This window comes from Ruegeria sp. C8 (assembly GCF_056537565.1).
In genome coordinates this window covers 1-12738 of record NZ_JBQFRV010000003.1, presented here as the reverse complement: position 1 = coordinate 12738, position 12738 = coordinate 1, and the positions used below count along the sequence as shown (strand labels likewise).

Below are 12738 nucleotides of genomic sequence, written 5' to 3'. Positions count from 1 at the left end.
GCAAACACCGTGGCTGAACGGGGGTCAAACGGAGGAGAACACACACCCGTGGCTGGTGACGGAACAATAGGCAAAGCATGTGATGTGCTGGAGCACGTGGCCTCGTTCGAGCGCCCGGTGCGGTTTGCCGAACTGCTGGAGAGCAGCAGCTTTCCCAAAGCAACGCTCTATCGCTTTCTGCAATCGCTGACCAATCAGGGCATGCTGGCCTATGAGCCAGACCGCCAGACCTATTCGCCGGGCCTGCGGCTGGTCCGTCTGGCGCATACGGCGTGGACGCAAAGCTCTCTGGCCCCTATCGCGCGGCCGTTTCTGGATACACTCAGCTCCGAGACAGGTGAAACGGTGCATTTGGCGCAGCTGGACTCCAATCAGGTGCTGTATGTCGACAAACGCAACGCGGCGCAGCCTGTCGAGATGTATTCGCAGGCCGGCAAGGTCGGCCCGGCCTATTGCACCGGCGTCGGAAAAGCGATGATGGCGTTTCTGGATGGGCCCGCATTAGATCGCGCCGTATCCCAGCAAAGCTATCACCGTTTCACGGACAAGACGCTGACCTCGGAGGCGGCGTTGCGGGCGGATCTGGAACTGATTCGCAGCCGAGGCTACGCGATCGACGACGAAGAGCATGAACCCGGTATTATCTGCGTTGCCTGTCCGGTTCTGACCTCGGGCGGGCGCGTTTTGGGCGCGATTTCGGTAACCGGTTCAACCGGGCGGATGGATTTCAATCAACTAGAGGCCTGGGTCCCTCGGGTGCGGCGCGTTGCCGACCAGATCGCGACCGAGGCGCAGGCTTGGCGGTTCCCTGAAACCCGCCCGAATGGACAGAACAACAGGATGCAATCGACATGACAGGTGTAACGCTCAATCAGGCGATCAAACGCTACGGCCAGACTCAGGTGATCCACGGGATTGATCTGGAAATCGAAGATGGTGAATTCTGTGTATTCGTCGGCCCCTCGGGCTGCGGTAAGTCCACCCTACTGCGGATGATCGCGGGTCTCGAGGAAACCTCGGAAGGCCAAATTCATATTGGCGCGCGCGAAGTGACCCACATGGATCCTGCAAAACGCGGCGTGGCGATGGTGTTCCAGACCTACGCTTTGTACCCGCATATGACGGTCGCCGAGAATATGGGTTTTGGCCTGCGCATGAATGGCGTTCCCAAGGCAGAGATCGACCAGAAGGTTCAGGACGCCTCCGGCATTCTTAAACTGGATCAATATTTGAAACGCAAGCCCAAGGCCCTGTCTGGTGGTCAACGCCAGCGAGTCGCCATCGGGCGTGCGATTGTGCGCGGTCCCGAGGTGTTCCTGTTCGATGAACCGCTTTCCAACCTAGATGCCGAGCTTCGGGTTGAGATGCGGGTCGAAATCGCACGCCTGCATCAAGAGATCGGCGCCACCATGATCTATGTGACCCACGATCAGGTCGAAGCGATGACAATGGCCGACAAAATTGTCGTGCTACGCGATGGCCGGATCGAGCAGGTGGGCGCGCCAATGGACCTGTACCGCGATCCGGACAACCGCTTTGTGGCGGGCTTCATCGGCTCGCCAGCGATGAACTTTCTCGAATGCGACTATGCAGACGGCCACGTCACGCATCCGGCCCTTGGTCAACCGTTGCCGGTATCGGCCCAAGTTCCGGCTGGGGTAAACAAGGTGACCCTTGGCATGCGGCCCGAACACATCCAGATCGACCGCAGTGCCGACACCTGCACCGTTGATTTGACCGAGGCGCTTGGGGGCGTGTCCTATTCCTATCTTCTGACCCCGAATGGCGACAAGCTGATCGTTGAAGAACGGGATGACCAACGCAGCACGACAGGCGAGAAGATCGGGATCACGGTCCAACCCGAACGTGCCATGGTGTTCGACCCTGAGACTGGCGTTCGGTTTAGGTAGCATCGATTCAAGTTCAACCGGTGTGTTTTGAGCGCAGGTTTAGGCTTGACCGAAACGGGGTCGTCCTCTGAACTGGCCCACACGAGGCCAGTCGGCCCGACTCATTTCGAGTAGAGAGGCCCCATGCGCAGCGTCAAAACCGTCCACGTGATCTCGGCCCATGCGGAAGGCGAGGTGGGCGACGTCATCGTCGGTGGCGTGCAACCACCACCCGGAGAAACCCTGTGGGATCAACGCACATTCATTGCGCAGGATCAGAACTTGCGCAATTTCGTGCTGAATGAACCCCGAGGCGGCGTCTTTCGCCACGTCAACCTGCTAGTCCCTCCGAAACATCCGCAGGCGGATGCGGCGTTCATCATCATGGAGCCGGAGGACACGCCGCCCATGTCGGGGTCAAACTCGATCTGTGTCTCCACTGTTCTTTTGGACAGCGGCATCATCCCCATGCAAGAGCCGGAAACGCGTATGACACTCGAGGCTCCCGGCGGTTTGGTACGGGTCCGGGCAGAGTGTGGGGATGGTAAGGCCCAGCGTATCCATGTGCAAAACCTGCCAAGCTTTGCCGACAAGATCGCGGTCCCCCTGGAAGTGCCGGGTGTGGGCACCCTTGCCGTGGATACGGCCTATGGAGGCGATAGTTTCGTGGTGGTCGATGCGGATGCTAGGGGGTTGGAAATTGTGGAGGCCGAGGCCCGCGATATCGCCCGTTTGGGCGTTGCCATCACCAATGCCGCCAATGATCAGCTTGGCTTTACCCATCCGCAAAACGCGGCTTGGAACCATATCTCTTTCTGTGCTTTTTGTGGGCCTTTGAAGACAACCGAAACCGGACTCACAGGCAAATCCGCCGTTGCGATCCAGCCCGGCAAAGTTGACCGCTCGCCAACCGGAACGGCGGTCTCGGCGCGCATGGCCCTTATGGCCGCGAAGGGCCAGATGAAGGTTGGTCAATCTTTCGAGGCCGTTTCTATCATCGGATCGCGTTTTACCGGCCGGATTGTCGAGGAAACCAAGGTCGGGGACCGCGCGGCCATCATCCCCGAGATCAGCGGCCGAGGCTGGATCACCGGCGTTCATCAGCACATGCTGGACCCGGATGACCCATGGCCTGGCGGATATCGGCTAAGTGATACCTGGGGCGTTGGGCGCTGAAGGGCGCGAAATCACAGGCCCATCGGCGTGTTTTTCCCCAACCGTGGCAATTTGCGCCCCCAGTAGACGATTGATCCCAACGCAAACCTGATTTAAGGGAAGCCCTGTCAAATCAGAGTCACTCAGGGGTGTTATGTCATTAGCGCCCCTCCCGCGCCGCAATGAAGCGGCCCAAACTCTTGCAGCGATTGCCCCTTAAAGGCTTAAAAAAGGTGAAAGAATATGGCAGATAAATCGAACTTCGACATATTGTATACCATTGTAGACGAAGCGCCTGAGCTGGCCAGCGCCTCATTTCTGCCCATCATTCGCAAATTCGCCTCGGCGGCGGGTGTCAGCGTTGGCACTAAGGATATTTCGCTTGCAGGCCGTATCATTTCGACGTTCCCAGAGAAGCTGACCGACGCGCAGCGCATCACCGATGATCTTGCCGCATTGGGCGATCTGGTAAAAACGCCCGACGCCAACGTGATCAAACTGCCAAACATTTCGGCCTCGGTTCCTCAGCTTGTCGCCGCGATCGAAGAGCTGCAGTCGCAGGGCTACGACATCCCCAACTACCCCGAAGAGCCTTCGAGTGACGAAGAAAAGGCGATCCGCGCGCGCTATGACGCGATCAAAGGCTCGGCGGTGAACCCGGTTCTGCGCGAAGGCAACAGTGACCGCCGTGCGGCGCGGGCGGTGAAGAACTACGCCCAGAAGAACCCTCATTCGATGGGGGAATGGGTGTCGGACAGCAAGACCAAAGTGTCCTCAATGTCTGGCAACGATTTCTACGCCAATGAGAAATCGGCGACGATCACCGCAGCGCAAGCCGGTGACGCGAAGATCGAATTTGTCGGCAAAGATGGCAGCGTGACCGTGCTGAAAGACGGCTGGCCGCTGGAAGAGGGAACCGTTGCCGATGCGACCTTTATGTCGGTCAAAGCGCTGTCGTCCTTCCTAGCAGATGCCATTGAGGACACCAAGAAAGATGGCACCATGTTCTCGCTGCACATGAAGGCGACGATGATGAAGGTCAGCGACCCGATCATCTTCGGCTATGCCGTTCGCGCGTGGCTGGCTCCGGTGTTCGAGAAATTTGGCGCAGAGCTTGAGGCCTTGGGTGTTAACCCGAACTCGGGTCTTGGGGATCTGCTGGACCGCGTGAAGGACAATGCTGACATCGTGGCCGCCATCGACGCCCTCAAGGGTGACCGTCCGTCCATGTATATGGTCGACTCGGACCGTGGCATTACCAACCTGCACGTCCCGTCCGATGTGATCATCGACGCCTCGATGCCCGCCGTTATCCGCGCAGGCGGCAAAGGCTGGGATGAAACCGGAGCCAAAGGCGACACCAACTGTGTTATCCCTGACCGTTGCTACGCGTCGGTCTATGACGAATCCATCAACTTCTTTAAAGCCAATGGTGCGCTGAACCCGGCCACTGCCGGCGCGGTGGCCAACGTCGGCCTGATGGCTCAAAAGGCCGAAGAGTACGGCTCGCACCCGACCACGTTCCAGGCACCTGCGGATGGCACAATCCGTGTCGTTCTTGCCAATGGTGAAACTCTGCATTCGCATGAGGTCGAGGCCGGAGACATCTGGCGGGCCTGCACAGTGAAAAAAGCGCCCATCGAGAACTGGATCCAACTGGCGATGGACCGTCAGCGCCTGACCAGGTCCGAGGCGATCTTCTGGCTCGACGCAAACCGTGCCCATGACGCCGAGTTGATCCAATATGTTAAGCCCGCGCTGGAAGCGGCTGGTGTTGCAGATAAATTCTTGATCATGGCCCCGCGTGAGGCGACGCGTCAGTCGCTGGAGACCATCACCGCCGGAAATGACAGCATCGCCATCACCGGCAACGTGCTGCGCGATTATCTGACTGACTTGTTCCCGATCCTCGAACTGGGCACCTCGGCCAAGATGCTGTCGATCGTCAAACTGATGAACGGCGGTGGTCTGTTCGAGACCGGTGCAGGTGGGTCCGCTCCGAAGCATGTGCAGCAGCTGGTCGAAGAAAACCACTTGCGTTGGGATTCGATGGGTGAGTTCTGTGCGCTGGGTGAATCCCTGAACTTCCTCGCCGACAGCAAGGGCAACACCAAGGCGGGTGTTCTGGGTGCGGCGGCGGAGGCGGCAACGCAGGGCATTCTGGACAACAACCGGTCCCCCAGCCGGAAGGTTGGTCAGCCGGACAACCGTGACAGCCACTACTGGTTCGCGCGCTATTGGGCCGAAGCGCTGGCCGCGCAGTCGGATGATGCGGAATTGGCAGCTGAATTTGCCCCGCTTGCAACTGCTCTGGCCGACAAGGAAGAGCAGATTTTGGGTGAGCTTGCCGCGGCCCAAGGTGGGGCTGCCGATCTGGGTGGGTACTACCACACCGATCCCGCCAAAACGGCGGCTGTGATGCGTCCGAGTGCGACGCTGAACGCCATCATCGGCTAAGAAAACGACCCGCGCCCTAGTGGCGCGGGTCTTTCCCACTGGTGCGGAAACCCGACCAGTTTTTCCTTTCGCTTCAAACTGTTGCGAAGCTTTGCCCGCAAGACATGACTAAAACTGCATGATCTACGGGATTCCCCCAATACACTGATCCGTCCCCGCTTGATAACTTGTCCAAGACAAGAGATTCACCGGTGAGGCCTTCGGGCCTATCACTCACTCAAAAAATGGCCAGCATTTGGGGTGCTGGCCATTTGTTTGTCTGAAGTCTGCTTGAGCGTAGCTGGGTCGAACGCGCCTTTGCAGTGCCACGCGACTTTGATGCAGAAATGAAAAAGCCAGCCCAGAGAAGGACTGGCTTAAACATGATTGTTCGACGTTTAGCCCCGAAGGACTTTGCCCGCCGCGTCAAAGGGCGGCTCGTGCAGGATAGTGGCTTTGTGGGGTTGGCCCAGAACCATCACTTCAACCTCGTCTCCGGGTTGGGCGTTTTTGACATAACCCAAAGCCAGCGACATACCGACGGTATAGCCATAGGTGCCCGAGGTGACGCGACCGATGCCTTCGCCGTCCTTGAAGATCGGCTCACCGCCAGTGGCGTCCGCGTTGGAGGCCGTCACGTCGGCCTCATCCAGACGCAGCAAGACCAACTGTTCACGCGCAGGGTTTTCCAGCACTTTCTGCGCGGCGTCTTTGTTGAGGAAATCCTTCTCGAACTTGCACAGGCGGTCCAGACCCACCTCATGCGGCCAGTATTCGGGACTGTATTCGCGGCTCCAGGAGCCATAACCCTTTTCAACACGCATCGACATCAGGGCACGGCTGCCAACTGGTCCTGCGCCGAATTCTTTGCCTGCCTCAAGCAGAGCATCGTAGAGGCGCGCCTGATCTTCGGTCTTGCAGTGCAGCTCCCACCCCAGATCACCGGTGAAGGAGACACGGAGGGCCAGAAGCTCAACGCCTGCCAGCTCAATCTTGGCTGAGCGCATGAAGGGGAAGTCCTCATTCGCCAGCGACGTGTTGGTCAGCCGCTGCAGGATCTCGCGCGATTGCGGACCAGCCACGTTGAAGCCACACATGGCCTCGGTGTGGCTTTCAAATGTGGTGCCTTCGGGCAGGGGGACCTGCTTGAAGAAGCGCTTGTGATAGCGTTCCGCCATACCCGATCCAATGACCCAGAACTCATCCTCGGCCACACGGGTGACGGTGAAGTCCCCGGCAATGCCACCGCGTTTTGAGATCAGCGGCGTTAGACACGACCGGCCGATCGCCTTGGGCATGTTGTTGGCGAAGACCGCATTCAACCAATCCGCAGCGCCGGGGCCTTTGCAGATGTATTTGGCAAAGTTCGAGATGTCGATGATCCCCGCACGCTCGCGCAGCATTTTGCATTCTTCACCAACCGGGGCCCACCAGTTTTGACGAGTGAAGCCGTTTGTATCCACGACACCCGGCTCATCAGCGAACCACAGCGGGTGTTCCCAACCGACGTTCAGGCCAAAGACAGCGCCCATGGCTTTCTGCGTCTCGTAGATGGGGCGCACGCGGGCGGGGCGGCCTGCGCTGCGTTCTTCGTTCGGGAAGTGAATGGCGAAACGGTGCGCGTATTGGTCCTGCACCTTGGCCTTGGTGAATTCCTTGGTGGCCCAGGTGTCAAAGCGCGCCATGTCCCATGCGAACATATCGTATTGGGTTTCCCCTTCGATGATCCACTGCGCCGCCATCAGGCCCATGCCGCCCGACTGCGAGAAGCCGGGGATAATGCCGTTGCAGCAGAAATAACCATCCACCTCGGGTACTGGTCCCATCAGCACGTTAGAGTCTGGAGACCAGATCATCGGGCCGTTGATAACGCGCTTGATCCCGGCCTCAGCCACAGCGGGCAGACGTTCGATCGCGTTCATCATGTTCTCTTCAATCCGCTCCAGATCGTCTGGGAACAGGTCATGGGCGAAATCCAGAGGTGTGCCTTCCTCGGCCCAGAATTTCATGTCCTTTTCATAAGCGCCGACCAACAAGCCGTTACCTTCCTGACGCAGGTAATACTCGCCATCGCGGTCCGAGACAGAGGGCAGGCGGGTGCCGTGGCTTTCGACGTCAGACATCGCCTCGGTCACGAAATACTGGTGTTCGGTGGGCTGCAGCGGCAACTCGATCCCAGCCAGCTTGGCCACCTCGCGACCCCAGAGGCCCGCTGCGTTCACGACCCAAGGCGTTTTGATGTCACCTTTGGGGGTCTTCACGATCCAAGTGCCGTCTTCCTGCTGCTCAGTCGCGGTGACAGGGGTGAAACGATGGATCTCGGCCCCACGCTGGCGGGCACCGACCGCATAGGCGTTGGTCACGCCCGACGGATCAACATTGCCGCCATCTGGTTCGAACATCACGCAACGGATGCCTTCGTAATTGACCAGCGGGTTCAGCTTTTGCGCCTCTTCAATGCTAATCTCATAGAAATTCATGCCATAGAGCTTGGCCTTTGCGGCCTGCAGCTTCAGCTGGTGTTCCCGCTCTTCTGTCTGAGCCAGATAGAGCGAGCCGGGCTGGAAGACACCGCAACTTTGGCCGGTTTCTTCCTCCAGCGAGTTATACAGGTTCATCGTATAGTGCTGGATGCGGCTGATATTGGTGCTGTCATGCAGACCGTGAATGTTGGCTGCCGCATGCCAGGTTGAGCCAGAGGTCAACTCATCCCGCTCCAGCAGGACCACATCGGACCATCCCAATTTGGCCAAATGGTAGAGGATCGAGCAACCGATCACCCCGCCGCCGATAACTACCGCCTGTGCTTCTTCGCGCATTTCATCTTCCTGATTTGCTGTGTCATGTCAGAACCGGTCTTTCGTTAAGAATATGGCGATTCAGACCCATAACTGTTCTAAACGCGTCAACTGAGAACCCTGTTTGACCAGAGATGCAGCCTGCATTCACTTCTTGGGGATACGGGCACCGCCGGGTACCGCGCATTATTTCACCTATGCTTTGCCGACATTGCTCAGAACTCCAGTCTGTGGGCGCGGCCATAGTCAGCCAGCCGTTTGTTCAGATTGCTTGCCTCTGGGTGGCCGGATTCCAGTGCAAAAACGAAAGCGTGGGTAAGATAGAAACAGGCGGCATCAATGTCCTGGGCCAGCTCTCGTTCGTCGGCAGCAATCGTATACAGGCGCACAAGCGCCTCTTGGTCGCAATTGGCATGTGCCTCTAGCAGTTCACGGTCTAAGGCTTCGCGATCCATGGCTATCCCTTTAGCGAAATGGCGATGTTTTTAGTGCGAACGTAGTTGTAAAGCGCCTCAAGCCCTTTTTCGCGGCCACCCCGAATTCGATGCAATTGGCCATGGCATCCTCTTCGGTATCGATTGGCGCGTAGCAGGTGACGGGGCAAAGACCTCTTGCGTGATGTGGCGGGCAGGGTTGACACCGGCCAGCAAGGTCGAGCTTCCAGCGGCCACAGACAGAGCGAGCGAACGACCGGCGATCGAAACGGTTATCTTCCACCGCGATGGAGGCGCCCTTGTCGCCCTCCACCCACGACCCGGCCAGGAAATTCCTGGCCAAGCCGTCGTTCAGAAAAGTGGTCATGCCTCCGCGCGTGCCTTTTCGATCTGCGTTGCGACCCAGTGGTGGAAGCAATGGGTGGGGCCGTCCATTGCAGGCGAGAAGCGACCACCGTCAAATTTGATGCCATGGCGGCCTTTCTGCATGCCTTCGACCACGAAGACGTCCTCTTCAAACACGGTTTTCCAAAGCGCCGCGTTTTGCGCGCGCAGGCCTTCATGTTCGGGGCTGTCTTCGGGTTTCTGAGCATAGTACAGCTCAATCCGCTCGTTCGACCGCTCATGATTGATTGGGTCGATGATGAAGGCAAAACCGTGGTCACGCTGAACGCCCAGCAGGGTGTTGGGGTAGACCACGATGTATTCCGCGCCTTCGTGCCACTTTTCGCTCAGGCCATCAAAGTCCGCCAGTTTCGAGCCGTCTTCCCCTTCGAATTGACGATATACAAGGGTGCCCTGACCCGAGTATTTACCCAGCTCGTTGATGTTGTAATGGTCTTCCAGACGGGAATAGCTGTTCAGACCTGGGTGAACCCAGGGCAGGTGGTAGCTTTCGCAGAAGTTTTCGACCGCCAATTTCCAGTTCGAATCCAGCTCAAGCCGGACCGACGCGCCAGCGCCGCCGTGATACATAGGCTGTTCGAACTCTTTCCAGCGCTCCATCAGCTCGCCGTGAACTTCTTCGAACTCGGGGGCGTTGCCGTCGACGTTCACAAAGATCACGTCGCGCCAGACGTAGGAGCGGATGCGGATCAGACCCAGTTCCGAGAAATCCAGATCTTCGTGGGTATTCTGACCGGGGCCGCCGACATGAGGAGCGGTGCGCAGCTCACCATTCAGGCCGTAGCACCAGCTGTGGTAGGGGCAACGGATCGCGCCGCGGATTTTTTGAGGCTTGTCGACTAGGATCATGCCGCGGTGGCGGCAGGTGTTCTGGAACACGCCAATCTGACCGTCGCGATCACGGACCATCAACAGGGGCATGCCAAGGAAATCAATGGGATAGGCATCCCCTGCTTCAGGGATGTCCTTGCCGAAGCCGATCCCGGACCAGTTCGCAAACAGGACCGAGTCGCGTTCCTCGGCAAACACTTCAGGGTCGATATAATGCGCGTTCGGCAGCCCCTTTGCTGTGTTTAACGGGGTCAGAACAGACGAAAGCGGTGCATGCTTGTTCATCAGTCACTCCTAAGACTTTTGAATTGGCGTTTTTCTAGGCTCCCATTGGCAGCGCAGAGGCCCTGCATTCAATACTAAAAATCCTAACCGCTAGATGAGGGGAGCTAAACCGAATTCTCCTCAAGCTCATTCAGCAGCCATTCTTTCAAGGCCAGCGCCCCTTCTGACAGGCTATCGTTTTCCCGTTCAACCAGATAGAAATTATGCGGCGCAGGTATGTTGAAGTCCTCTAAAGCCACAAGTTTTCCTGAATCCAGCATGGGTTTTAGCAAACGCTTCCAGCCGAGGGCGACGCCAGCGCCCTTTCTGGCGACCTGCAGGGCCAGAGCATAGCTGCTGACACGCGCCTGCGTCTGAATACTCTCATTAAACCCTAACGCCTGAAACCAGTCCGTCCATGTGGTCCAGTTGCTGTGTTTGGTTGCAAGGTGAATCAAACGGTGTTCTGTCAGGTCCCGGAGACTGGCCCCTTTGAGATCTTCCGCCAGTTCGGGGCTGCAAACCGGTGTCAGGATATCCCGATACAGCTTGGTATGCGGCAGAGAGGCATTCGGGTCTTTGCCGTATCGAATGAAAAAGTCCACGTCAGAACGATCTGCGAAATACGTGTCCTCGGCCATTTGGTTCACTTTTACGTGCGGATAGTCCTGCCAAAACCGAATGACCGACGGGGAAAGCCACAAGGCGGCTACCGCTGTTGTGGACCCCACGGTGACATGATTGTCGGAATCCCCACTGCGAATCTGCTCAAGAACTTTTGAGATCTTCAGGAAAGAGCTTCCCAGTGCCTCTAGCAGCTCTGCACCATCCTCTGTCAGTTCAACGCCGCGATGTTTGCGTATGAAAAGAGGGGATGCCAGCTCGGTCTCCAATGCTTTGATCTGATGACTGACAGCACCGGGCGTGACGGACAATTCGCTTGCAGCAACCTTGAAACTGAGGTGCCGGGCGGCGGCCTCGAAAGCAGAAAGCGAGGCAAGCGGAGGCAGATTGTAGTGACGTCGCGACATAGGGGATACGTGGCTCTGAGGTTTTAGATTGAGCTACCTTCACCTGAGTGCGAAAAATATTGCAATTGAAAACTATCGTTTTTTCTGCAGTTTTGCGCCCGATGAAGTTCCGCCTTTCTCGAAAGCCGGTATCGCAGTTCTTTGCCCTCCCTCCGAGGCGCGCCCCGACCCAAGCCAGGTAGTAGTCAACACCAAGGCCGACACAACGACCGCCTCTCTGCGGTTCTTTTCGGCGCAAAATAAGATGAGTAACCCGATGAACACTCAGAAAGCGCGTCTGATCCGAAAAACTGAACTCAGCTCGGACACTTCGGATTTCTGCTTCGAAATCGAACAGGGGCGTTTCACCGGACTTGAACCCGGCGCGCACGTGGATATCCACCTTGGCGACGATCTGGTGCGCCAGTATTCGCTCTGGAGTTGGAGCCAGGACGGCCGCACCCTGAACGTCGCCATCAAGCGTGAGGATAGTGGTCGCGGTGGCTCGTTGGCAATGCACGCATTGGAAGAGGGCGCCGAACTCGCCATCGGAGGTCCGCGCAACCATTTCAAACTGGAAAGCCATGATCGCCACGTGACCCTTATCGCGGGCGGTATTGGTGCCACCCCGATGGTCGCAATGGCCCGGGAGCTGCTGAATCGAGGACAGGATTTCCGGGTTTATTACTTGGTCCGATCCAAGGATCTAGCCGCGATGGATGACAAGTTTCGCGCTTTGGGTCTGGATGAGTGGTACCATCTGCATTGCGACGACACAGACGGGCAGTTCGATTTGACCGCTGTCATGCAATCCATGCCGATGGGCGCTGATGTCTACACTTGCGGTCCGGAACCGATGCTGAACGCGGTCCTTGAGTCAGGCAGCGCTCTGCGCGGTGGGGCCATCCACTTTGAGCGTTTTGCAGCTGCATCCGATATTGAACACACGCCCAATGACAGCTTTGAAGTCGAGGTCCAGTCGACGGGAGCTGTCTTCAAAGTGTCGAAGGAAGAAACTATTCTCGACGTCCTCAGAACCAACGGGGTTCATGTGGATTTCGGTTGCTCCGAAGGTTTGTGCGGGTCGTGCATGGTGGACGTCGTCGAAGGTGAGGTGGACCACCGGGACGGCATTCTGACTCCCGAGGAACAAGCCTCGAACAGCTACCTATGCACCTGTGTCTCCAGGGCGAAATCGGACCGTCTGGTCCTAGCACTTTAAGAACAGTGCCGTTGCATGCCGGATGGCCCGGGGTGCAACGGCTGCAAGAAACGAAAAATGGGAGGAAATTGATGTCGATTAAAGAACCGTTTACGGATTTGGACATTAAGACCGCGGATAGTGGTTTTTATGAGAATAACAGCGTTCCGATTGCGCTGATCAGTAAAGGCGTGATGGTTGCGCTAGTGCTTTGGGCGCTGATCTTTCCGGCGAACGCGAACAGCACTCTGGGCAGCTGGAACTCTCAGATTCTGGAGGTTTTCAACAGCTTCTACGTCATCATCGTAGGTCTGT

10 protein-coding genes and 1 pseudogene are annotated in these 12738 nt (G+C 57.6%); 6 read left to right on the top strand and 5 right to left on the bottom strand.

What is annotated here, in order from left to right:
• Positions 1 to 48 precede the first annotated feature (48 nt).
• The 4 genes from ACR0KL_RS05385 (at position 49) to ACR0KL_RS05370 (ending at position 5501) form a co-directional block, all read left to right on the top strand.
• On the top strand, positions 49 to 855 hold the full coding sequence (locus ACR0KL_RS05385; RefSeq protein WP_170667152.1) for an IclR family transcriptional regulator: 807 nt from the start codon (positions 49 to 51) through the stop codon (positions 853 to 855).
• Complete coding sequence (locus ACR0KL_RS05380; protein WP_170472620.1) at positions 852 to 1910, top strand: sn-glycerol-3-phosphate ABC transporter ATP-binding protein UgpC; 1059 nt, start codon at positions 852 to 854, stop codon at positions 1908 to 1910. Before ACR0KL_RS05385 ends, ACR0KL_RS05380 begins: the two co-directional genes overlap by 4 nt.
• 123 nt (positions 1911 to 2033) lie before the next feature.
• On the top strand, positions 2034 to 3065 hold the full coding sequence (locus ACR0KL_RS05375) for a trans-3-hydroxy-L-proline dehydratase (protein ID WP_170679978.1): 1032 nt from the start codon (positions 2034 to 2036) through the stop codon (positions 3063 to 3065).
• Between the two features lie 222 nt (positions 3066 to 3287).
• Entirely contained in the window at positions 3288 to 5501 is a 2214-nt protein-coding gene (locus tag ACR0KL_RS05370) for an NADP-dependent isocitrate dehydrogenase (protein WP_480776703.1), read from the top strand.
• 377 nt (positions 5502 to 5878) lie between these two features.
• On the opposite strand, the gene ACR0KL_RS05365 is transcribed toward ACR0KL_RS05370, so the two are convergent.
• From ACR0KL_RS05365 to ACR0KL_RS05345, 5 genes are all read right to left on the bottom strand, one after another.
• The gene (locus ACR0KL_RS05365) at positions 5879 to 8299 is read right to left on the bottom strand and encodes an FAD-dependent oxidoreductase (RefSeq protein ID WP_170679980.1); all 2421 of its coding nucleotides are present in this window, start codon (positions 8297 to 8299) and stop codon (positions 5879 to 5881) included.
• A gap of 194 nt (positions 8300 to 8493) precedes the next feature.
• Entirely contained in the window at positions 8494 to 8733 is a 240-nt protein-coding gene (locus ACR0KL_RS05360; RefSeq protein ID WP_170463900.1) for a hypothetical protein, read from the bottom strand.
• 10 nt (positions 8734 to 8743) lie between these two features.
• Positions 8744 to 9079 carry a hypothetical protein gene (locus tag ACR0KL_RS05355; RefSeq protein WP_170679696.1) on the bottom strand — a complete coding sequence of 112 codons (336 nt, stop codon included), beginning with the start codon at positions 9077 to 9079 and terminating at the stop codon, positions 8744 to 8746.
• Positions 9076 to 10233 carry an aromatic ring-hydroxylating oxygenase subunit alpha gene (locus ACR0KL_RS05350; RefSeq protein WP_170679981.1) on the bottom strand — a complete coding sequence of 386 codons (1158 nt, stop codon included), beginning with the start codon at positions 10231 to 10233 and terminating at the stop codon, positions 9076 to 9078. The genes ACR0KL_RS05355 and ACR0KL_RS05350 overlap by 4 nt, the downstream gene beginning before the upstream one ends.
• A 104-nt stretch (positions 10234 to 10337) precedes the next feature.
• Complete coding sequence (locus tag ACR0KL_RS05345) at positions 10338 to 11243, bottom strand: LysR substrate-binding domain-containing protein (RefSeq protein ID WP_170679983.1); 906 nt, start codon at positions 11241 to 11243, stop codon at positions 10338 to 10340.
• 256 nt (positions 11244 to 11499) lie between these two features.
• On the opposite strand from ACR0KL_RS05345, the gene ACR0KL_RS05340 reads away from it, so the two are divergent.
• Entirely contained in the window at positions 11500 to 12444 is a 945-nt protein-coding gene (locus ACR0KL_RS05340) for a PDR/VanB family oxidoreductase (RefSeq protein ID WP_480776702.1), read from the top strand.
• A gap of 71 nt (positions 12445 to 12515) precedes the next feature.
• Positions 12516 to 12738, top strand: a pseudogene (locus tag ACR0KL_RS05335) (BCCT family transporter); the annotation flags it as partial.